Source organism: Polaromonas jejuensis NBRC 106434 (assembly GCF_001598235.1).
GTDB lineage: Bacteria > Pseudomonadota > Gammaproteobacteria > Burkholderiales > Burkholderiaceae_C > Polaromonas > Polaromonas jejuensis.
Map to the genome: position 1 here is coordinate 165,438 of NZ_BCYO01000007.1, position 21,706 is coordinate 187,143.

Here is a 21,706-nt window from a genome sequence, read left to right on the forward strand (position 1 = left end):
CCGGCTGACCAATCACAGTTTTTGATGCCTCCCATCAGCAGCAACAGGCGTCGGGTTAACCCTCGGCGGCCTTGAAGCGGGCTTCCTCCTGCAGCCGCAGCACCCGGCGCTGCACTTTGCCGGTGGTGGTCATGGGCAAGGCGTCGATGAATTCGATTTCCTTGGGGTATTCGTAGGGCGCCAGCAGGTTTTTCACATGGGCCTGCAGCTCGGCGATCATTTGCAGCTCAAACTGACCTTCAGCCCCCGTCGAACCGGCGCGAGAAGCTATGAAATCAGGAGCAAGCACAACATAGGCCTTGACCACGGCGCCGCGCTCGCGGTCCGGCTTGGGCACCACGGCGGCATTCACGACGGCCGGGTGCTTGATCAGGCAGTTCTCGATTTCACCGGGGCCGATGCGGTAGCCGGCTGCCTTGAAGACATCGTCGGCGCGGCCCTCGTACCAGAGGTAGCCGTCGGCATCGCGGCGCGCCAGGTCGCCGGTGCGGCACCAGTCGCCGCTGAACTTGGCGCGGGTGGCTTCGTCCTTGCGCCAATAGCCCAAAAAGAAGATCGGGTCCGGATCGCCGTGCACATCGAAACGGTTCACGGCCACATCGCCGGGCACGCCGACGGCGCATTCACGGCCTTCGTCATCCAGCACGGCGACACGATGACCGGGGTAAGCCTTGCCCATGCTGCCCGGCCTGGCAGGCCAATACCGGGAACAGTTGCCGACGATGTAGTTGACCTCGGTCTGGCCAAACATCTCGTTGACGGTCACGCCCAGCTGCTCGCGGCAGTAGGCAAACACCGCATCGCCGACCGCTTCGCCCGCGCTCATGAGGCCTTGCAGCCTGAGCCTGAACTGCCGGCGCGGCTGCGGATAGGCCTTCATCATGGCCTTGAGCGCCGTGGGAAACAGAAAGCTGTGCGTCACCCCTTGCTCGGCCATCAGGCTGAAGGCCAGCTCGGGACTGAAGCGGCCATTGAAGGCCACGATGGGCCGGCCGAAATACAGCGTGGGCAGCAGCGCATCCATGAGGCCACCGGTCCAGGCCCAGTCGGCCGGGCTCCAGAACACGGCGTCGGACGCCGCATTGGTCTTGCCGTCAAAGCCAAACCAGTTCTGGCTGCAGACAAAGCCAGGCAGGTTGCCTATCAGCGCGCGATGCGCCAGCAGTGCCCCCTTGGGCGGGCCGGTGGTGCCGCTGGTGTAGATCAGGATGGCCGCCTCGTCGGCCTTGGTCTTCACCGCCGTGAACGAGCGCTGCTGCGCGGCAAGGGCAGACTCGTAATCAACATCGCCCTGCCCCACCGCCGCGCCGGCCGCCACCACGGTGCGCAGCGCCGGGCAGTCGGTGCGTATGGACTTCACGCTGGCAATGGCGCTCTCGTCGCAAATCGCGACCACCGCCTCGCTGTCCTGCAGGCGAAAGGCCAGCGCGTCGGGACCAAACAGCATGGACAGCGGCATGGCCACCGCCCCCATCTGAAAAATCGCCATGTAGGCCACGGCGGTTTCAAAGCGCTGCGGCATCACGATGGCGACCCGGTCGCCGCGCTGCACGCCCAGGCCAGCCAGCACATGGCTGAGCGCATCCGCCGCCCGCTGCAGCTCTGAATAAGTATGAAACAGGGTCTCAGCGCCCGGCCTATGGGTGCGAATAGCTATTCTTTTGGTAGCAGGCAGCGCGTCATCTTCAGCGCGGGCCCAGCGGCCGCAGCAGGCCTCGGCGATGTTGAAGTGCTCGTCGACCTGCCAGCGAAAATTGCGATGCATGGCCGCGTAATGGTCGGCGGGCCGGCTGCCGGGCGCCTGGCCCGGCGTGTCCCTGTCTTGACTGCGCTTCAACTCGAGTCTCCTTATGATGAAAGCAATGTACAAAGAAAAACGCTCTTCCCGCAGCGAGTTTGTCCCTATACGCGGACTCAACTACCACGTACGCATCTGGCAGGCACCCCAGACCGACGCCAGGGCCGCCAGCGCCGGGCCGCCCCAAGCAAGGCCAGCCCCCTCGGGGGGCAGTGAACCACACGCAGTGGGGAACGTGGGGGTACCACTTGTCCTGGTGCACGGCTGGATGGACGTGGCGGCGTCCTGGCAGTTCATGGTGGATGCCTTGTCCGACGCTTTTGCGCAGGACCGGACCATCATCGCGCCCGACTGGCGCGGCTTCGGGCAAACCGGTACCGGCCCGGCCGGCGCCCAGGTCGACCATTACTGGTTTGCCGACTACCTGGCCGACCTCGACTTTCTGCTCGACCATTACGCAGCGGGCCAGGCGGTGGACCTGGTCGGCCACAGCATGGGCGGCAATGTGGCCATGCTGTATGCCGGGGTGCGGCCCGAACGCATCCGCAAGCTGGTCAACCTGGAGGGCTTCGGCCTGCCGGCCAGCAGGCCCAGCCAGGCGCCCGGGCGTTATGCCAAGTGGATGGACGAGCTCAAAAGCCTGCACCGCGGCGATCTGGACCTCAAGCCCTACAACGACCAGGACGGCGTGGCGCGGCGGCTCATGAAGACCAACCCCCGCCTCTCCCCCGACAAGGCCGACTGGCTGGCCAGCCACTGGGCCCGCCCCGATGCGGCGGGAAAATGGCGGATCCTGGGCGAGGCGGCCCACAAAATCACCAGCGCCCAGCTCTACCGCCTCGATGAAGTACTGGAAATCTACCGGCGCATCAGCGCGCCCACCCTGGCCATTGAGGCCTCCGACGATTCCCTGGGCAGCTGGTATCAGGGGAAATACACCCTGGCCGAGTACCACGAAAGACTTAAAAACCTGCCCCAGGCAAGGGTTGCCGTGGTTAAGGACGCCGGCCACATGCTGCACCACGACCAGCCCGAGCAGCTGGCGCGCCTGATTGAGGGCTTTCTGGACTAAGTCTTTTCCGGTCGTGAGAAAATGAAGGGTTAGCCAACTTCGGCCCCACCCCATTCAGGATTGAACACTCATCATGGAAGCAGAACACATCAACGCCATCGGCAACCAGCTTGCGGACCTGAGCAACCGGGTGAATGAACTTCGGGGGTATCTTTGACTACCCTGCCAAGGAACGCAAGCTAAACGAAGTCAACGCCGCGCTGGAAGACCCCAAGGTCTGGGACAACCCCAAGCGCGCCTCGGCCCTCGGCCAGGAAAAAAAATCGCTGGAAGACGTGGTTCATGTGATTGACCGCCTGGACCAGGAACTGTCCGACAACACCGAGCTGTTCGAAATGTCCAGGGGCGAAGGCGACGAAGCCGGCATGCGGGCGATTGAAGCCGAAGCCGCCACGGTCGCCGCCGAGGTCGAAAAAATGGAATTCCGCCGGATGTTCAACAACCCGGCCGACCCGCTCAACGCCTTCCTCGACATCCAGGCCGGCGCCGGCGGCACGGAAGCCTGCGACTGGGCCAGCATGCTGCTGCGCCAGTACCTGAAGTACGCGGAACGCAAGGGCTTCAAAACCACGGTCGAAGACGAATCGCCCGGCGACACCGCCGGCATCAAGGGCGCGACCATCAAGATCGAAGGCGAATACGCCTTTGGCCTGCTGCGCACCGAAACCGGCGTGCACCGCCTGGTGCGCAAGTCGCCGTTTGACTCCTCGGGCGGCCGCCACACCTCGTTTGCCTCGGTGTTTGTCTACCCCGAAATTGACGACTCGATCGAGATCGAGATCAACCCGTCGGATGTGCGCACCGACACCTACCGCGCCAGCGGCGCCGGCGGCCAGCACATCAACAAGACCGACTCGGCCGTGCGCCTGACGCACATCCCGACCGGCATCGTGGTGCAGTGCCAGGACGGCCGCAGCCAGCACAGCAACCGCGACGTGGCCTGGAAGCGCCTGCGTTCCCGGCTGTATGACTTCGAGTTGCGCAAGCAGCAGGAAGCCCAGCAAAAACTCGAGGACACCAAAACCGATGTGGGCTGGGGCCACCAGATCCGCAGCTATGTGCTGGACAACAGCCGCATCAAGGACTTGCGCACCAACGTCGAAATCTCGGCCACCCAAAAGGTGCTGGACGGCGACCTCGATGCCTTCATCGAGGCCTCCTTGAAACAAGGCGTCTGACGGCGATCTGCGCCGTCATGCGGGTGGGTGAATTTTCAGAACGTTTTACGAGTTTTCTAGGAAAAAAAACATGTTGCAAATGATGGATGATCGAGGAACTGGACCGGGGACCGCCGCGGTCATCAAGCGCGCCGATTACATCGCCCCCGCGTACTGGATCGACACCGTCGATCTGTGCTTTGACCTGGACCCGGCAAAAACGCGCGTGCTCAACAAGATGACGCTGCGCCGCAACCCGGATGTGCCGGCGCAGGCCCTGAAACTCGACGGCGAAGAACTCAACCTGGCGCGCGTGCTGGTCAATGGCCAGGGCACCTCGTTCAAGATGGAGGGCAAGCAGCTGGTGCTGGACAACCTGCCCGATGCATTCGAGCTGGAAATCTTCACCACCACCTGCCCGGCCAAGAACACCCAGCTGATGGGCCTGTATGTCAGCAACGACTCCTTCTTCACGCAGTGCGAGGCCGAAGGTTTCCGGCGCATCACCTACTTCCTGGACCGCCCCGACGTGATGGCCAGCTACAGCGTGACGCTGCGCGCCGACAAGGCCCAGTACCCGGTGCTGCTGTCCAACGGCAACCTGGTGGCGCAAGGCCCGCTGGAAGATGGCCCCAATGGCGCGCGGCATTTTGCCAAATGGGTGGACCCGCACCGCAAGCCCTGCTACCTGTTTGCGCTGGTGGCCGGCCAGCTGGTCTCCAGGGAGCAGCGCATCACCTCGCGCGCCGGCAAGGACCATGTGCTGCAGGTCTATGTGCGCCCCGGCGACCTCGACAAGACCGAGCACGCGATGAATTCGCTGATGCATTCGGTGGCCTGGGACGAGGCGCGCTTTGGCCTGCCGCTGGACCTGGAACGCTTCATGATCGTCGCCACCAGCGACTTCAACATGGGCGCGATGGAGAACAAGGGCCTGAACATTTTCAACACCAAGTACGTGCTGGCGAATCAGGCCACGGCCACGGACCTTGATTTTTCCAATATCGAAAGCGTGGTCGGCCACGAATACTTCCACAACTGGACCGGTAACCGCATCACCTGCCGCGACTGGTTCCAGCTCAGCCTGAAGGAAGGCCTGACCGTCTTCCGCGACCAGGAGTTTTCGCAAGACCTGGCAGGCGTTGCCTCGGCCCGCGCCGTCAAGCGCATTGAAGACGTGCGCGTGCTGCGCACCGCCCAGTTCCCCGAAGACGCGGGTCCGATGGCGCACCCGGTGCGGCCCGACAGCTACATCGAAATCAGCAACTTCTACACCGTCACGATTTACGAAAAAGGCGCGGAAGTGGTTCGCATGATGCAGACCCTGGTCGGCCGCAAGGGCTTTGCCAAGGGCCTGACGCTGTACTTCGAGCGGCATGACGGCCAGGCCGTGACCTGCGACGACTTCGCGCAAGCCATTGCCGATGCCAACCCCACGTCCGACCTGGCGCGCCTGCTGCCGCAGTTCAAGCGCTGGTACAGCCAGGCCGGCACACCGCGCGTGCACGCGCAAGGCGTGTACGACGCCGCCGAACGCACCTATACCCTGACGCTGGCGCAAAGCTGCGCGCCGACGCCGGGCCAGCCCGTCAAGGAACCGTTTGTCATTCCCGTCGGCCTGGGCCTGCTGGGCGCGGACGGAAAAGACCTGCCGCTGCAACCGGCCGGCGAGACCGATGCCGTTGCCGGAACACGCACCGTCGTGCTGACGCAGGCCAGCGAAACGCTGACCTTCATCAACATAGCCGCCGAACCCGTGCCCTCCATCCTGCGCGGCTTCACCGCCCCCGTGGTGCTGGAGTTTGACTACACCGACGCCCAGCTGCTGCATCTGCTGGCGCACGACAGCGACCCCTTCAACCGCTGGGAAGCCGGGCAACGCCTGGCCGTCAACCGGGCCGTCAATGCTATCAAATCGATAGCTTACAGCGCAGGCGGTTCGGACGCCAGCGTGCTGGATGATGCCTATCTGGAGGCCATGCGCCAGGTGTTGCTCCACCCCACGCTGGACGCCGCCTTCAAGGAACTGGTGCTGACCCTGCCGTCTGAAACCTACCTGGCCGAGCAACTGGACGTGGTCGATCCCCAGCGCATCCACGCGGTGCGCGAAGCCATGCGCCAGCAACTGGCCACGGCCCTGGCGGCCGACTGGGAAGCCACGTACCAGGCCCACCACGACACCGGCGCCTACGCGCCCGATGCCGCATCCTCGGGGCGCCGCGCACTGGCCGGCATGGCACTCACCCATCTGTGCCTCGCGGCACAAGCCAGCGGCGATGCCGTGTGGCCAGGCAAGACCCTGCAGCGCTTCAAGGACGCCGGCAACATGACGGACCGCTTCAATGCCCTGAGCGCCCTGGTGTCCAGCGGCCACGCGCTGGCGGCCGAGGCGCTGCCGCGCTTTCATGCCATGTTCAAGGACGAGGCGCTGGTCATCGACAAATGGATGGGCCTGCAGGCCGGCGCGCCCGACCGCGGCGGCAATATCCTGCCAGCAGTCAAGCAGCTCATGAAGCATCCCGATTTCAGCCTGCGCAACCCCAACCGCGCGCGCAGCGTGATCAGCACCTTTTGCCAGGGCAACCCGGCGGCGTTTCACCGCGCCGATGCCGCAGGCTATGTGTTCTGGAGCGATCGCGTGATCGAACTCGACGCCATCAACCCCCAGGTGGCCGCCCGCCTGGCCCGTGCGCTGGACCGCTGGAGCAAACTGGCAGAACCCTACCGCAGCGCCGCGCGCGAAGCCATTGTCCGCGTCGCCGCCAAGACCGATCTGAGCAAGGACACGCTTGAAGTTGTCACCCGCGCATTGGCGGATTGAGCCCATTGACGCGAGCCGACGCATCCACCCACCGAGAGGAACCCCTTATGTCCCACAACATCTCCCTCACGCGCTACCTGGTCGAGCAGCAGCGCATGGACGGCCACATTCCGCCCGAGCTGCGCCTGCTGCTTGAAGTCGTCGCCCGCGCCTGCAAAAGCATCAGCCAGGCCGTCAACAAGGGTGCGCTGGGCGGCGTGCTCGGCACCGCCGGCAGCGAAAACGTGCAAGGCGAAGTGCAGAAAAAACTCGACATCATCGCCAACGAAGTGCTGATCGAAGCCAACGAATGGGGCGGCCACCTGGCCGCCATGGCCTCGGAAGAAATGGACAGCATCTACCTGGTGCCCAACCGCTATCCGCAGGGTGAATACCTGTTGATGTTTGACCCGCTCGACGGCTCCAGCAACATCGATGTGAATGTCAGCATTGGCACCATCTTCAGCGTGCTGAAAAAGCCCGAAGGTCACGCCGGCGTCGGGGAAAAAGACTTCCTGCAGCCCGGCAGCCAGCAAGTGGCCGCAGGCTACTGCGTGTATGGCCCGCAAACCACCCTGGTACTGACCGTGGGTGACGGCGTCGCCATGTTCACGCTTGACCGCGAGCAAGGCTCGTTCGTGCTGACCGAAGAAAACGTGCAGATTCCCGAGGACACCCAGGAATTCGCCATCAACATGAGCAACATGCGCCACTGGGATGCCCCCGTCAAACGCTACATCGACGAGTGCCTGCAGGGCAAGGAAGGCCCGCGCGGCAAGGACTTCAACATGCGCTGGATCGCCTCCATGGTGGCCGACGTGCACCGCATCCTGACCCGCGGCGGCGTGTTCATGTACCCCTGGGACAAGCGCGAGCCCGAAAAGGCCGGCAAGCTGCGCCTCATGTACGAAGCCAATCCCATGAGCTGGCTGGTCGAGCAGGCCGGCGGCGCCGCGACCAATGGCAGGCAGCGCATCCTGGACATCCAGCCCGGCAAGCTGCACGAACGCGTCAGCGTGATCCTCGGCTCGAAAAATGAGGTCGAGCGGGTCACCGCCTATCACTCCGGGCTATAATGTGAAGATTACGCCGGTGTAGCTCAGTCGGTAGAGCAGCTCATTCGTAATGAGAAGGTCGGGTGTTCGATTCATCTCTCCGGCACCAATAGATACAAGGGTTTGCTGCTATTAATTTAGTAGCAAGCCCTTTTCTCTTTGTGGTCATGTAGCCACTATGTAGCCAGCGGTACGCGTTTTTGTACCTTTTCGGCTTGCAGCATCCAGAAAAAGACCCGCACGCGGCGGGTTGGGGGGTCTGGTGGTTTTCGCCCTGCTGCTCGTTCCTATGCGCTCGATTTCTGAAGTGGGGCTATGAATTGAAGTAGCGGCCAAACTCTGGAATTCAAATGCAGCAGCTCCGGTTAATTTCGACAGTCTGCATTACGGTCGCCCGCAAGCCCGCCGCTCCCACTTGTCTTTAGCTTTACCAGCGGCTACCTGTTGTAGTGATACCCAGCATCTACTCCTTTTGGTACCCCCTCCATTTTCAGCCGCGCCGATCATGCGGAAAACCTGCACGCGGCGTCCCGAAAAAGGCCATGGACAGTGGCAGCACCCGCTTCTTAAACTGCATGCCGGGTAAGCATTGGCCCCGATATTCGAACAACGGAGACAAGATGAAAGCCAAGACTGAGGCGCAAAAAATTCAGATGCGTGTCGGCGCAAGCTGGCGCGACGCTGGGGACTATGAGGCTGTGCACGACCCTTGCCGCGGTCCGTGTGGTGGATGCACCCGATCGGTGGCTTGCGGCTCTGGACCGCAGAGCGCAGTGCCGCAAAGGCGAGAGGTGTGTCGATACACCGCGAGATCGCATAGCCAACGACCTTGCGGCTGCAGGCATCAAGAATGGCCACCAGGTAGCAGAAGCCGATCTCGATGCGGATGTATGTGAAGTCAGCATGAGTTGGTCATGCACCAGGTCAATCACTTCGCCAAAGTGAGGCTGGTTCGCGCGCAGCGCTGCCAGTGATTCGAATGCGTTTTCTGGGGCGGCGATATTGCGCAGGATGCCTCGGCTTGTCAGCTTCCTGCCAACCTCTTCGTCTTGTTTACGTATTTCCTTGTCCGGCATAGCCAGGGCCGTTTTGGCGAACAGCCTGGATGGTGCGTCCGGCGCATAGACTGGGTGCATCAGCCGGGGGGCGTAGTCCTCGTCGGCCACAAGCGGCGGGAGGGGTGTCGGGGCCGGAGGTGCGCCGACACCAGAGCGATTTTTGTTGTGGAAGGATTCATCTTCATCTTTTCTTCGCGCTCTGCGTTCTTCAAGCTCGCGTTGCTCTTCTTCTCGCGCGTCGGCGATGCGCCGTTCGAGCCCCTGCTTTTCTTGAAGGTCCAGGGCGCGCCTGGTCGCCGTGTTCGGCTCAGCGCGCAGCGGGTAGCCCGTTGCGTCCGGATGTTGCGGTGATGGGGCGGAGTTTCCACGTGCATCACTGCCGCAACAATCGTAATGGATTGTTCGCGCGCGGCGCTTGCGGCCAGTGATGCTGATGCGCCAACGACCGCCACGGTTCCCGGTCGACAAGTTTGGTCGGAATCTGGCCCCGGCTACCTTGACTTCTGTAATACGCGCACCTATTGTGCGTCGATGGTCACCGAATGAGGCGGTCTTCATGATTGCGAGCAGAGATAAAGGGTATCACCAAGAGCTGCCGACGCTGAGATCGACGCGGTTCCTGAATTCGATCAAGCCATGCTTCCCGCTGGGCAGTTTTCAGATTCTCGACGTAGGAGAAAAACATGAGCAAGCCGCAGGCAAGCACAACTCGCAATGGGCTACCGGGTCGCGCGCCGAGCGAACAAGGTCGACTGCTGATCGCCGTGGCAATGGCGTGCCTCGGTGCTTCGGGCGCAGTGCATGCGCAGAGCACTTCGACTGCTGAAGCGCAGCAGTGGAGCGAGGTCTACTCGGTGCTGACTCACCCGCGCTGCCTGAACTGCCACACCGCCACCAACTATCCCCGGCAAGGGGACGACCGGCATCGGCACAAGTTCGGTATTGTGCGCGGGCACGATGGCAAGGGTGTGCCAGGTGCACTGTGCGTGGCCTGTCATCAAGCGAGCAACAACTCGGCAAGCGGGGTCCCTGGCGGCCCTGGATGGCACATCGCGCCCCTGAGCATGTCGTGGGAGTCCAAGCCTGGCGTTGCCATGAGTAGCGCCACCTTGTGTTCGACCCTCAAGACGCGTGCGAAGAACGGCAACCACAGCCTGGCCGAACTCACCGAGCATCACAAGAAAGAGGCGCTCGTGCTGTGGGCCTTCGAGCCAGGCACACGGTCCGACGGCACACCGCGAGCTTCTCCGCCTATGACGCATGCCGAGTTCGTCGCCGTTTTTGAAAAATGGGCGCAAGCTGGCGGGCCATGCCCGGCCCCTGCCAAGATGGCGGGTCAAGCCAAGTGATGCAGGCTGCAGCAAGCCCCTCTTCGTCCATCAAGGAGAGATCCAAATGATTGCCCTTCAGATCAACGGCCGTACCGTACAAGTCGATGCCGCGCCCGACACACCGTTGCTATGGGTTATCCGGGAGAACCTCAAGCTGACCGGGACCAAGTATGGCTGCGGCGTGGCCGCTTGCGGCGCCTGCACGGTTCACGTCGGTGGGCACGCCGTGCGCTCGTGCTCGTACCCCTTGTCCGCCGTAGGCCAGCAGCCCGTCACCACTATCGAGGCCATTGGTGCCGACCCGGTCGGCAAAGCGGTGCAGCTTGCATGGATCAAGCACGACGTGCCGCAATGCGGCTATTGCCAAAGCGGGCAAGTGATGACGGCGGTGGATTTTCTCAAGCGCAGGCGGCACCCCACCGAGGCCGAGGTGGTCGACTCGATGGGGAGTAATCTGTGTCGCTGCGGCACGTATCAGCGGATCAAGGCTGCGGTGCTTGATGCATCCAAGTCGCTGACATAAGGAGTGCACCATGTCATCCGAACAAATCAGTAGGACTGTCGTGACCGACTTCAGCGAGCCGACCGCGTCGCGTCGCCAATTTCTGCAGGCGTCGGCCTTGGCGGGAGCCGGCCTGGTCATCGAGTTCTTCGTCCCGTCAATGGGTCGCGTGGCCAACGCCCAGACGCCAGCTACGAAGGTCTCTGTACCCAACGCATTCTTGCGCATAGCACCGGACAATTCGGTCCTGGTCCAGGTGTCGAAGGTGGACATCGGTCAAGGCACTTTGACGGCGTTGCCGATGCTGCTGGCAGAGGAGCTGGATTGCGACTGGAAGGACGTGCGGGCCGAATTGGCCAAGGGTGAAGACGCCTATCGCGACGTCGTCTATGGCATACAGATGGTCGGGGGCTCAAGCAGCATGGCCAATACCTTCCAGCAGTACCGCGAGATCGGCGCCCGTGCGCGCAGCATGCTGGTCGCAGCGGCTGCCCGCCAGTGGCAGGTCGACCCGGCAGCCTGCAAGACGGCGGCCGGGGTCATTACGGGGCCTGCCGGACAGCGGGCGAGCTACGGCTCGGTCGCCGACGCGGCGATGCAGATGCCTGTGCCACCGACGGTCGAGCTGAAGGATCCAAAGCAATTCAAGATCATTGGCAAGGCCACACCGCGCCTGGACTCAGCGGCGAAGTCAAGCGGACAGCAGAAGTTCGGCATCGACGTTGACGTGCCCGGGATCAAGGTGGCCCTGGTGGCCAGGCCAGCGCCTTGGGGCGCCAAGGTGGCCAAGCTCGATGATGCGGTGGCCACGGCCATGCCCGGGGTGCGCAGTATCTTCAAGATTCCCGCCATTCGGGGCGGCGAGGCCATCGCGGTGGTCGCCGATGGCTATTGGGCCGCCAAAAAGGCCCGCGATGCGCTGAAGATTGACTGGGACTTCACCGGTGTCGAACGCGTCAGCACCGACAAGCAGTTTGAAGACTACAAGGCGATGTCCATGAAGCCGGGCATCCCGGCCGAGAGGGCCGATGTCTCTGGCATTGGTGCTTCGGCCAAGATGATCGAGGCGGTCTTCGAGTTCCCCTACCTGGCGCATGCGATCATGGAGCCGTTGAACATGACGCTGCACTTCACCGGCGACGCCTGCACCGTGTGGGCGGGCTCGCAATTCCAGTCCGCCGATCGGGAGGCGATTGCCAAGGTCCTGGGCCTGGCTGTCGACAAGGTGGAGTTCAACACCATGATGGCCGGCGGAGGCTTCGGGCGGCGCGCCATGCCGAGTTCCGAGAATGCCGTGGAGGCGGCGCATGTGGCCAAGGCCATGCGGGGCACGCCGGTCAAGCTCATGTGGTCGCGCGAGGATGATCTCAAGGGTGGCTACTACCGACCCATGCATGTGCACCGGGTGCGCATAGGCTACGACGCGGCGGGCAAGATCAACGCCTGGGATCACGTGATCGTCGGCCAGTCCATCATCTCTGGCACTGCTTTCGAGTCGTTCATGGTCAAGGACGGCGTCGACGAGACGATGGTCGAAGGCGTGCGTCACTCACACTATGCGATCCCCAACCTGGCGCTGGCCGTGCACAACATGAAGACCAATGTCCCGGTGCTGTGGTGGCGCTCGGTGGGTCACAGTCACAGCGCCTTTGTCATGGAAACCCTGATCGACGAGATCGCAAGGTCGGTCGGCCGGGATCCGGTGGAGTACCGAAAGACGCTGCTGTCGGGTCAGCATGGCGAACGCAGCAGGCAGGCGCTCGACCTGGCCGTGGCACGCTCGGGCTACGGCAAGCGCAAGCTGCCCAAAGGGCGGGCCTGGGGGGTGGCAGTCCACCATGCGTTCAACACGTCGATCGCCTATGTCGCCGAGGTGTCGCTCGTCGAGGGGCAGCCAAAGGTGCACCGCGTGACGGCCGGTGTTCACTGCAACATGCCCATCAATCCGCGGACGATCGAGGCGCAGGTGCAGGGCGGTGTCGTTTTCGGGCTGTCCGCCATCTTGCCGGGGTTCGAGATCACCCTCAAGGACGGTGTGGTGCAGCAATCGAACTTTTCCGACTACACGCCGGCCTACATGGCCGAGGCGCCGACCGTCGACGTGCATGTCGTGCCCAGCAGTGACCCGCCCACAGGCATGGGGGAGCCGCCCGTGCCGCCGATTGCGCCGGCCATCGCCAACGCCGTGGCGGCCTTGACCGGCAAGCGCTTGCGCAAGCTGCCGTTCGATGCGCTGATGGTCTGAACTGCTTTGGGGACCTCTGTCCATTGTGTTCCGCGACGGCTCTCAAGGCAGCATGGCGTCCTCCATGCGCGCCACGATGGTGGCGGCGTAGCCCAACAGGTAGGCCAAGTTGGGTAGTTTCTCGAAGAACTTGGGACGCGGCAGCATCACGACCAGACGGGCCGCATTGTAGTCGCTGAGCCGGGCGGCCGGCTTGTGGAAAATCGGGTCACCCTGGGCGGCCGAGTCGAAACGCGCCAGCGCAGCCACCGCGCTGGCCTGACCGCTCATCATCGAAGCCGTTAGATGCACCAGCGCGTCCCAATGCAACTCGACCGGCGACGGGGCGACGTTGTCTACATTGAAAGTACGATTACCCCGGCTCGGGCTCTGTACGGTACATGAAGGACCGATGATGCGCACAAAGGTCGCCGGCACATGAATAAAAGGGTGATTATCCGGCGGGCCGGCCTCCAGCAGCATTACCGATTTGCCCGCAGCAACCAGCCGTTGCCGTGATCACACAACCGGCCGAGCCGCCGCCGATAACCACATAGTCCACCGTACTGGTATTCGTCATTGCGCGGCCTTCTGCGCAGCGCCAACATCTGCCTGGTCAGCCGTGGTTGTTTCTTGCCCCATCGTCATCTCCATTTCTTGAACCTTCCGTGCCCGGCATTACGACTCCGAAAATCCCTGGCGCCTAAATAGTTGCACTTATCCACGATATAGTTTATATTTGCAACTAATTAATCAGGAAGCGTATTAATGAAAACCCGTATCACCGAGTTGCTCGGCATCGACCACCCCATCCTGCAGGCGGGCATGAGTTGGGCCTCGTCCAGCTCAGCACTGCCTGCGGCCGTGTCCAATGCCGGCGGCCTGGGCGTGGTTGCAGCCGGCCCCATGTATGTACAGGACTTCTGCAGCGTGCTCGACCAGATGGCCGTCCTCACGGACAAGCCCTTCGCCGTCAATATCCCGCTCTACCGGCCGCAGGTTGGCGAGATCCTCGACGCCATGCATGCGCGACGGGTGCCGGTCATCATCGCGTCGCAAGGTGGTCCCAAGGCGCACCTGCCGCGCTTTCGCGACTATGGCGCCAAATGGATTCAGGTCGTCTCCACACTTGAACACGCGCTCAAGGCCGAGGCCGCCGGAGTCGATGGGCTGGTCGTCGTCGGCACCGAGGCCGGCGGCCACCCGCCGGCCAACGAGGTAAGCACCCTGGTCACCGTGCGGCAAGTGCTGCGCCAGGTGTCCCTCCCGGTGATTGCCGGCGGCGGCGTGGCCGACGGCTGGGGCATTGCCGCGCTGCTGGCCCTGGGGGCCGACGCGGTCCAGCTGGGCACGCGGTTTTTGATGACCCATGAAGCCACCGTGCACTCCGCATATAAGAAAGCGGTGCTGGACGCGGGTGTGGCGGACCCGGTGCTGGTCGGCCGCCGGAGCTTGCCGGTGCGTACACTCAACAACAAGTTTGCCCAGAGCATCTTCGACGCCGAACAGCGCAACGCGCCGGCCAATGAATATGAAGCGCTGTTCAAAAAAAGCACGCTCAGGCAGGCCGCGCTCGACGGTGACGTCGATTGGGGCAAGGTCGAGGCGGGCCAGTCAGCCGGGCTGGTGCACCGCATCGATTCCGCCAGTGAAGTGATGCAGGCGCTGGTCAGCGAGTTAAGCGAAGCCTTCGCCCGCATTCGGGCCATTGCCGGCGTGCCACAGGCCGTGACTGAAACTGTCGCCACCTGAAACCCAACAACCCCGAAACACCACAATCCATGACCCTCCTCATCGAAGACCGCGGCGCCGTCCGCCTGCTGACTCTGAACCGGCCCGACAAACATAACGCGCTCAACACAGAGCTGACGCAGGCGCTGCTCGACGCCCTGCGCGCGGCCGATTGCGACGATGCCATCCACGCTGTGGTGCTGACCGGCGCCGGCAAGTCTTTTTGCGCCGGCGCCGACACGACCGAGTTCTCGGCACTCGTGCCCGAAGACCCGGGTGCTGTAACCCGTCGCGCCGATCTCACCACTTCGCTGCACCTGGTGTTTTCGCAGATGTCCAAGCCAGTGATCTCGGCCGTGCGCGGCAACGCGCTGGGCGGCGGCGCGGGCCTGGCCGTCGCCTGCGACATGGTCGTAATGGCCGATACCGTGCGTTTCGGCTACCCTGAACTGAAGCATGGCATCGTTGCCGCCGTGGTGCTGGCCAACCTGGTACGCCAGGTCGGCAAGAAGCAGGCGTTCGAACTGGTCGCCATGGCTGACGCCATCGACGGCCCGCGCGCCCTGGCCCTCGGCATCTGCAACCGGGTCGCAGCAGATGGCGAAGTCGTCACCGTCGCGCTGCAGATCGCCGAACGGCTGGCCGGCTGGAGCCCGATCGCGATGGCGACCACCAAGCGCACCTTCCACCGCGTGGCCGATCTGTCGCTGGCCCAGGCGTTGGACGTGGGCCGTGATGCCAACGTGATGATGCGCGGCTTTCGCAAGGCAAAATCAGAGGCCGCCAAATAATGCGCCCGCTCGAAGGCCTTACCATCCTCGACCTCTCGCGCGTACTGGCCTGCCCGTTCGCGACGCAGATACTGGCCGAGCTTGGCGCCACCGTCATCAAGGTCGAGCAGCCCGTCACCGGCGACGAGACCCGCAGCTATGAGCCCGTGGTCCACGGCAAGGACAAGGACGGCAACGACGGCGACGTGTCGGCCTACTACCTGGCCTTTAACCGCAGCAAGCAATCCATCACCGTCAACCTGCGTTCGCCTGAAGGCCAGGATGTGATCCGTAAGCTCGCCGCGTCAGCCGACGTATTGCTGGAAAATTTCCCCGTCGGTACCCTGAAGAAATACGGACTCGACTACGAGACTATGGCCGCTCTGTACCCGCGCCTGGTTTATGTGTCCTGCACCGGCTTCGGAATGGACGGCCCCTACGCCAGCCGCAAGGGATACGACACCATCTTTCAGGCCATGGGCGGGCTGATGAGCCTGACCGGCGAGCGCGGTGGCGGTCCGGTGAAACCTGGCTTGCCGATGGCCGACCTCACCTCGGGTTTGTGGGTCGCCATCAGCATCCTCTCTACCCTCATCGGCCGGCAGAAGACCGACGCCGGTTGCCACGTCGATTTCTCGATGCTTGACGGCCAGGTCGGCTTGCTGTCACTGGCAGCCGCGCGCTACTTCACGCTCGGGGAAGTGCCGCCACGCATGGGCACCGAGCACCCAGGCCGAATTCCCTCGGCAGCCTTCGTCTGCGGCGATGGCAAGTGGGTACAAATCACTGGCGCCGACCAACATTGGGCGCTGCTGTGTAACCTGCTGGGCCTCGAAGCTTGGGCGACCGATCCAACCCTGGTCAAGAATGTCGACCGTATCGCGCGCCGCGAGGAGGTCATGGCCGGCCTGTCCAAGGCTATCGCTCTGCTAACCCGAGACGAGGTCTGTCGTCGCTGCGACGCCGTGGGTGTTCCGGCCGGTCCCATCCTCAACGTTGATGAAGTACTGGCCGATCCACATGTGACCGCGCGCGGCATGGTGGGCGAGTACGACCACCCGCTCATCGGCCGCTTCAAGGGCCTGCGCGTGCCTTTCAAGTTCGAGGGCTTCGACGACCCGGTCATGAAGCGACCGCCACTGCTCGGCGAGCACACTGATGCCATCCTTCAAGAACGCCTGGGCCTGAGCGCCGAACAGGTCGCCACCTTGCGCACACAGCGCGCCATCTGAAACCCTGTTCCCCACGCGCAGGACATCCGGAGACAAGACATGACCTTCAACAAGACATTTTCCCTCATACCCACGGCGGCTTCCGTCATCACCGCGATCTCGGCACTGTCCGGCCTCGCTTTTCTGCCGCTCACGGCAGCAGCGCAAGCGTTCCCGACCAAGACCATTACCCTCGTCAACCCCTACGCCGTGGGCGGCCCCGCCGACCAGCTGGCCCGTGTACTTGCGAAAGGCCTGGGCGAACAGCTGGGCCAGCCCGTCATCGTCGAGAACAAGGCCGGCGGCGGCGCTTCCATCGGTGCGGCCTTTGTCGCGAAGGCGCCGGCCGACGGCTACACACTGCTTTACGGCACCTCGGCCGCGCACGTCGTCACACCCGCCGCTACCAGAGTACCCTATGACGGCATCAAGGACTTCGACTTCATCGGCATCGTCGCCAACGTGCCCAACGTGCTGACCGTCCACCCCGGGATCAAGGCCAACAACGTCAAGGAATTCATTGCCTTGGTCAAGAGCCAGCCGGGCCTGCTTAGCTATGCCTCGGCCGGACTGGGCAGTTCGCCACACATCGGCATGGAGATGTTCAAGTACAGGACTGGGACCTTTTTGCTGCACATTCCTTACCGTGGCGCAGCTCCCGCAACCACCGACATGGTCGCGGGCACGGTGCCGGTGGGTATGCTCAACATCTCGGGAGTACAGACCTTCATCAAGGCCAACCGCTTACGTGCATTGGTCTATGGCGGCAGAAAGCGTTCGCCCAGTCTGCCCGATGTGCCGACCTTCGCCGAAGCTGGAATTCCCAACTTCATCTCGGGCAGCTGGTATAGCCTGGCCGCGCCGGCCAAGACGCCCGCGCCGGTGCTGGACCGCCTGACCAAGGCGCTTACCGCCGTGCTGGTCAGCCCTGAATTCGTCAACACCGCCGCCCAGCAAAGTGCTGAAATCTACAACTTCACACGTGCCCAAACCCGGGCCTTTGTGCAGGAAGACGCCAAGACCATGAGCGAGCTCATCAAGGGCACAGGCATAAAACTCACGGACTGACCACCAAGCATCAACATCACCATGAACACTTACGATACCCTGCTGTTCAAGGTGGACGACCACGTCGCCACCCTGACCCTGAACCGCCCCGACAGCCGCAACGCTCTCAATTTGCAGATGTGCCGTGACATCGTGGCAGCTTGTGAACGCGCAGGCGCCGACGCTAATATCCGCGTGCTGCTCATCAAGGCCGCCGGCAAGGTCTTCTGCGCCGGCGCCGATCTCAAGGAACGCCAGGGCATGACCACCGCCGACATGGTCGCGCGCCGTGTCGAGGGATTCACCGCCTACGCCGCCATCGAAGACCTGGCGATCCCCGTCATTGCCGTCGTGCAGGGTGCAGCCTTCGGTTCGGGCGGCGAGATCGCCGCGGCCTGCGACTTCGTGCTGGCCAGCACCGAGGCCGCTTTCAAGTATCCCGAAGTCGGCTGGCGCACCGTAGGGGCCACGCAACGCCTGCCGCGAATCGTCGGCCGCCGCATGGCCAAGGAACTGCTCTACACCGGGCGCATGGTCGATGCCGCCGAAGCGCAATCGCTGGGACTGGCTAACCATGTCTACGCGCCCGATCAACTCGGTGCCGAAGCTGACGCCATGGCCGCGGCCATCGCCCAGAACAACCCGCTCACCGTACGCCTGACCAAGCACAGCATCGACACCGGCCTGGAAACCACCCGCCAGGGCGCCATGGCCGTCGAATTGCTCGCAATACAGGAAAACCTGCGCCACAGCGACTGGAAGGGCGCCATCGCCAAGTTCGGCAATGACAAAGACCCCAAAGCCAACCAGCTCGAAACAACCGAGACTAAACATGCCGCTTGACCCGACCACCGCCGCCGCGACACTGCGGACCACCGCCAGCCAGTTCGGCACGCAGGATGCCTACGTCGGCCCCGGTGAGCGCCTGAGCTGGAATGACATCGCGGCAGGCGCCCGCCGCACCGCCGCCGCGCTGCATGCCGCCGGCGTCCAGCATGGCGACCACGTCGGCGTCTTGATGGGCAACAGCGGTGCGTGGATTCAAACCTTCCTTGGCATCGCCAGCATCGGCGCGGTCACCGTACCGGTCAACACCCGCTTTAAGACCGAAGAGCTGCGTTTTTGCCTCAAGCAGGCCGACGTGCGCCTGCTAATCTTTACCGACGAATTCCTGGGCATCGATTTTCGCGAGTTGCTGCAATCCGCCGAGCCAGCTGCCGCCAGTACCTTGCCCGGCGCCGAGTTACCCGAGCTGCGCCAGGCCGTGATGATCGGCAGGGGCGCCTTGCCGGCGGGTTGTCGCGCGTATGCCGACTTCATCACGGCGGGCGAGAGCGTCGAGCCAGATGCACTCGATACGCTGGCCGAAGCCGTCAAGGCGGACGACGTGCTGCTGATCCAGTACACCTCGGGCACCACTTCCTTCCCCAAGGGGGTGATGCTCAGCCACGCGAATATGCTGCTCGATGCGCAGGCGGCCGCCAAACGCATGGGTGTGCGCGCCGACGACCGTTACTTCAGTATCCGGCCTTTCTTCCATGTCGCCGGCAGCACGCTGTCGGTGCTGGTCAGTCTCAGCACCGGCTGCTGCTTGCTTTCGCTGCCCAAGTTCGACGTGGCCGAGAACCTGGCCATCCTGGACCGTGAGCGGTGCAGCCTGATCTCCGGCAACGACACCATCTTTTTGATGCTTATGGGCCACCCCGGCTTCGACGCCAGCAAGCTCCACCTGCGCGGCGGCTGGGCCGCGGCCGGCCCCGAGGTGATGGAGCAGATCCATTCGCGTATGCGCGTGCCGGGCCTCTGTAACGCCTACGGTCAGTCCGAGGCCGCGCCAAACGTGCTGCTATCGTCTTTTGATGACCCACTGCCGCTGCGTATCAACGGCTTCGGCTTTCCGCACCCCGGCACCGAAGTTCGTTTAGCTGACCCCGATACCGACCGGCCCAAACCGGCAGGCGAGCACGGCGAGATCCAGGTGCGTGGCTGGAACGTCATGCGCGGCTACTACAAGATGCCCGAAGCGACCGCCAAGGCCTTCAGTCAAGACGGCTGGCTGAAGACCGGCGACCTCGGCGAGATGAACAGTGAAGGCCGTGTGCGTATGGTCAGCCGCCTGAAAGACATGTACCGTGTTGGCGGTGAAAACGTCGCCCCGTCGGAGGTCGAGGAAGTGCTGCACGCCCACCCGGCTGTGCGCCAAGCCCAGGTCATCGGCGTGCCTGATGCGCGCCTGGGTGAAGTCACCGGTGCCTTCGTGTTGTTGAAGGAGGGCGAAGAAGTCAGCCGCGAAGCGCTAGTCGAGTGGTGCAAGGAACGCGCCGCCAATTTCAAGGTGCCGCGTTACCTTGAGATTGTCGAGACCTTTGAGAACATAGGTATGACCGGCAGCTCGAAAGTGCAAAAGAACAAGCTGCGCGAACACGCCATCCAGCTGTGGAACCTGGCACCGACCAAGGCGGCACCATGAGCTCGGGAGTTGTGTTGAATGCCATGGATTCAGACCGCGACGTGATGCTTTGCGAATGCTTTGCTCGCGATGGCTTGCAGCATGAAATCGCCATTCTGGGTGCCGCGCGGAAGGTCGCTCTCATCAGCCGATTTGCCGAGATCGGCTTCCCGCGGGTCGAGGCGACCTCGTATTCCAATCCGAAGGTGATCCCCCAGTTCGGCGACGCCAGCGAGGTGCTGCGAACCCTTCCGCGCAAACCCGGCGTGTTCTACAAAGCCACCTGCGCCAATGTCCGCGCCGTCGAACGCGCCGTGACCGACCAGGCGCAAGGTTTCGGAGCCAACGAGATCAGCCTGCTGGTCAGCGCCACCGATTCCCATTCGCTCAAAAACCTGGCGCGCTCCCGCGAAGACCAGTGGACCAATATCGCCGCCATGGTCGCTGCAGCCGGCGGGCGCTTTCGCCTTGTCGGCACCATTTCCATGGCCTTCGGCTGCCCCTTCGAAGGTCATGTGAGCCCGGACTCGGTTATGAGAGACGCCGCGCGCTTTGCCGCGCTCGGCGTGCGCCATGTCACCTTGGGCGATACCACAGGCGTTGCTACGCCGCTGACCACCCGTGCACTGTTCAAACGCATGCAGGCAGAACTGCCCGGGGTCGAGGCCATTGCTCATTTCCATGACACACGCGGCACCGGTATCGTTAACTACGTCGCCGCGCTGGAAGCCGGCGTGCGATATTTCGACTGTGCCTTCGGCGGTGTTGGAGGCCACCCGGTCAAGGTCAAGTACGGCGGTGGACACACCGGAAACGTCACTACCGAAGATCTGGTCGACCTGTTCGAGGCCATGGGCGTTCGCACCGGCATCGACCGTGCGCAGTTGCTCACTGTCGCCGCTGAATGCGAGGCCGCGTTAGGTCGCGAACTACAGGGCAGGGTCACACGCAGTGGGCTCAATCCGCTGAACACCTTGCCTTTGATGGGTGCCGTTCCGCATGAGTGAGCAGGGGTACTTAGACGTTGCACCTTTCACCGAGTGGATGGGCGTTACCTTGATGTCGGCCGAGGCCGGCCAGGTGCGGCTGCAAGTGGTGCAGAAGACTGACCTCAACAATCGTCGCGGCGTTATTCACGGTGGGGTGCTGGCGACTTTGCTCGATAGCGCCATGGCCCGTGCCGCACGCACCATGGAAGAGGGCCTGGAACTCGGCGGCACGGTTGACCTGCACGTGCAGTTCATGGCGCCGGCCGCCGGCACGCTGACAGCCACTGGTTTTGTCGATTCTCAGTCGCGGAGCTTGGCGTTCTGCCGGGGCGAGGTGCGCGACACAGACGGCGTTCTGGTCGCCACGGCCATGGCCACCATGCGGCTGCGCCGGGCCGGCGCGAAGGCACGTTGATGGATGACTGGCTGCCCAAGCGACGTTCAGAGTCGAATTGACGCGAGAAACCACGCAAAACGGAGGCCTATCCACTATGCTATCGCCTAACTTCCAA

Annotated in this window: 17 protein-coding genes, 1 tRNA gene and 1 pseudogene; 16 read left to right on the plus strand and 3 right to left on the minus strand. The window is 63.3% G+C overall.

Annotation, left to right across the window (positions count from 1 at the left end; all coding sequences use genetic code 11):
• Positions 1–55: 55 nt before the first annotated feature.
• Positions 56–1,765, minus strand: coding sequence for an acetate--CoA ligase (locus PJE01S_RS11090; RefSeq protein ID WP_068833728.1), 1,710 nt, complete (start codon positions 1,763–1,765; stop codon positions 56–58).
• A 97-nt stretch (positions 1,766–1,862) separates the two neighbouring features.
• On the opposite strand from PJE01S_RS11090, the gene PJE01S_RS11095 reads away from it, so the two are divergent.
• The 5 genes from PJE01S_RS11095 (at position 1,863) to PJE01S_RS11115 (ending at position 7,991) form a co-directional block, all read left to right on the plus strand.
• On the plus strand, positions 1,863–2,870 hold the full coding sequence (locus PJE01S_RS11095; RefSeq protein ID WP_068833665.1) for an alpha/beta fold hydrolase: 1,008 nt from the start codon (positions 1,863–1,865) through the stop codon (positions 2,868–2,870).
• A 73-nt stretch (positions 2,871–2,943) separates the two neighbouring features.
• A protein-coding gene (gene prfB, locus PJE01S_RS11100; protein ID WP_157090291.1) for a peptide chain release factor 2 occupies positions 2,944–4,048 on the plus strand; the annotation gives its coding sequence in 2 pieces (ribosomal slippage) (positions 2,944–3,024 and positions 3,026–4,048; 1,104 coding nt in all).
• Positions 4,049–4,118: 70 nt separating this feature from the next.
• Entirely contained in the window at positions 4,119–6,848 is a 2,730-nt protein-coding gene (gene pepN / locus PJE01S_RS11105; RefSeq protein ID WP_068833666.1) for an aminopeptidase N, read from the plus strand.
• A 47-nt stretch (positions 6,849–6,895) separates the two neighbouring features.
• Positions 6,896–7,903: a class 1 fructose-bisphosphatase gene (locus tag PJE01S_RS11110; RefSeq protein WP_068833667.1), complete on the plus strand. Its 1,008-nt coding sequence runs from the start codon at positions 6,896–6,898 to the stop codon at positions 7,901–7,903.
• A 12-nt stretch (positions 7,904–7,915) separates the two neighbouring features.
• Positions 7,916–7,991: transfer RNA gene (locus PJE01S_RS11115), tRNA-Thr, on the plus strand.
• Between the two features lie 275 nt (positions 7,992–8,266).
• On the opposite strand, the gene PJE01S_RS26295 is transcribed toward PJE01S_RS11115, so the two are convergent.
• Entirely contained in the window at positions 8,267–8,740 is a 474-nt protein-coding gene (locus tag PJE01S_RS26295) for a hypothetical protein (protein ID WP_369406096.1), read from the minus strand.
• Positions 8,741–9,623: 883 nt separating this feature from the next.
• Here PJE01S_RS26295 and PJE01S_RS11125 point away from each other — a divergent pair.
• The 3 genes from PJE01S_RS11125 to PJE01S_RS11135 are packed head-to-tail and all read left to right on the plus strand — an operon-like array spanning position 9,624 to position 13,018.
• The gene (locus PJE01S_RS11125) at positions 9,624–10,289 is read left to right on the plus strand and encodes a hypothetical protein (RefSeq protein WP_068833669.1); all 666 of its coding nucleotides are present in this window, start codon (positions 9,624–9,626) and stop codon (positions 10,287–10,289) included.
• A gap of 46 nt (positions 10,290–10,335) precedes the next feature.
• Positions 10,336–10,794, plus strand: a complete 459-nt coding sequence (locus PJE01S_RS11130; protein ID WP_068833670.1) for a (2Fe-2S)-binding protein — start codon at positions 10,336–10,338, stop codon at positions 10,792–10,794.
• 10 nt (positions 10,795–10,804) lie between these two features.
• Complete coding sequence (locus tag PJE01S_RS11135; protein ID WP_068833671.1) at positions 10,805–13,018, plus strand: xanthine dehydrogenase family protein molybdopterin-binding subunit; 2,214 nt, start codon at positions 10,805–10,807, stop codon at positions 13,016–13,018.
• Positions 13,019–13,393: 375 nt separating this feature from the next.
• Here PJE01S_RS11135 and PJE01S_RS26305 read toward each other — a convergent pair.
• A pseudogene (locus tag PJE01S_RS26305) lies at positions 13,394–13,577 on the minus strand (NAD(P)-binding protein); the annotation flags it as partial.
• A gap of 188 nt (positions 13,578–13,765) precedes the next feature.
• Between PJE01S_RS26305 and PJE01S_RS11145 the strand changes: the two are divergent.
• Genes PJE01S_RS11145 through PJE01S_RS11180 form a run of 8 tightly spaced genes read left to right on the plus strand, consistent with a single transcriptional unit; the run spans position 13,766 to position 21,609 of the window.
• The gene (locus PJE01S_RS11145) at positions 13,766–14,749 is read left to right on the plus strand and encodes an NAD(P)H-dependent flavin oxidoreductase (protein WP_068833673.1); all 984 of its coding nucleotides are present in this window, start codon (positions 13,766–13,768) and stop codon (positions 14,747–14,749) included.
• Between the two features lie 29 nt (positions 14,750–14,778).
• A complete protein-coding gene (locus tag PJE01S_RS11150; RefSeq protein ID WP_068833674.1) occupies positions 14,779–15,519 on the plus strand; it encodes an enoyl-CoA hydratase/isomerase family protein in 741 nt (246 codons plus the stop codon).
• Positions 15,519–16,730: a CaiB/BaiF CoA transferase family protein gene (locus tag PJE01S_RS11155; RefSeq protein ID WP_068833675.1), complete on the plus strand. Its 1,212-nt coding sequence runs from the start codon at positions 15,519–15,521 to the stop codon at positions 16,728–16,730. Before PJE01S_RS11150 ends, PJE01S_RS11155 begins: the two co-directional genes overlap by 1 nt.
• Positions 16,731–16,769: 39 nt before the next feature.
• Positions 16,770–17,777 carry a Bug family tripartite tricarboxylate transporter substrate binding protein gene (locus tag PJE01S_RS11160; protein WP_068833676.1) on the plus strand — a complete coding sequence of 336 codons (1,008 nt, stop codon included), beginning with the start codon at positions 16,770–16,772 and terminating at the stop codon, positions 17,775–17,777.
• 21 nt (positions 17,778–17,798) lie between these two features.
• Positions 17,799–18,599 carry an enoyl-CoA hydratase/isomerase family protein gene (locus tag PJE01S_RS11165; protein WP_068833677.1) on the plus strand — a complete coding sequence of 267 codons (801 nt, stop codon included), beginning with the start codon at positions 17,799–17,801 and terminating at the stop codon, positions 18,597–18,599.
• Positions 18,589–20,226 (plus strand): AMP-binding protein, encoded by a 1,638-nt coding sequence (locus PJE01S_RS11170; protein ID WP_068833678.1) that lies wholly within the window; start codon positions 18,589–18,591, stop codon positions 20,224–20,226. Before PJE01S_RS11165 ends, PJE01S_RS11170 begins: the two co-directional genes overlap by 11 nt.
• Positions 20,227–20,249: 23 nt before the next feature.
• Positions 20,250–21,212 (plus strand): hydroxymethylglutaryl-CoA lyase, encoded by a 963-nt coding sequence (locus PJE01S_RS11175; protein ID WP_068833730.1) that lies wholly within the window; start codon positions 20,250–20,252, stop codon positions 21,210–21,212.
• The gene (locus PJE01S_RS11180; protein WP_084389473.1) at positions 21,205–21,609 is read left to right on the plus strand and encodes a PaaI family thioesterase; all 405 of its coding nucleotides are present in this window, start codon (positions 21,205–21,207) and stop codon (positions 21,607–21,609) included. The genes PJE01S_RS11175 and PJE01S_RS11180 overlap by 8 nt, the downstream gene beginning before the upstream one ends.
• The last annotated feature ends 97 nt before the right edge of the window (positions 21,610–21,706 follow it).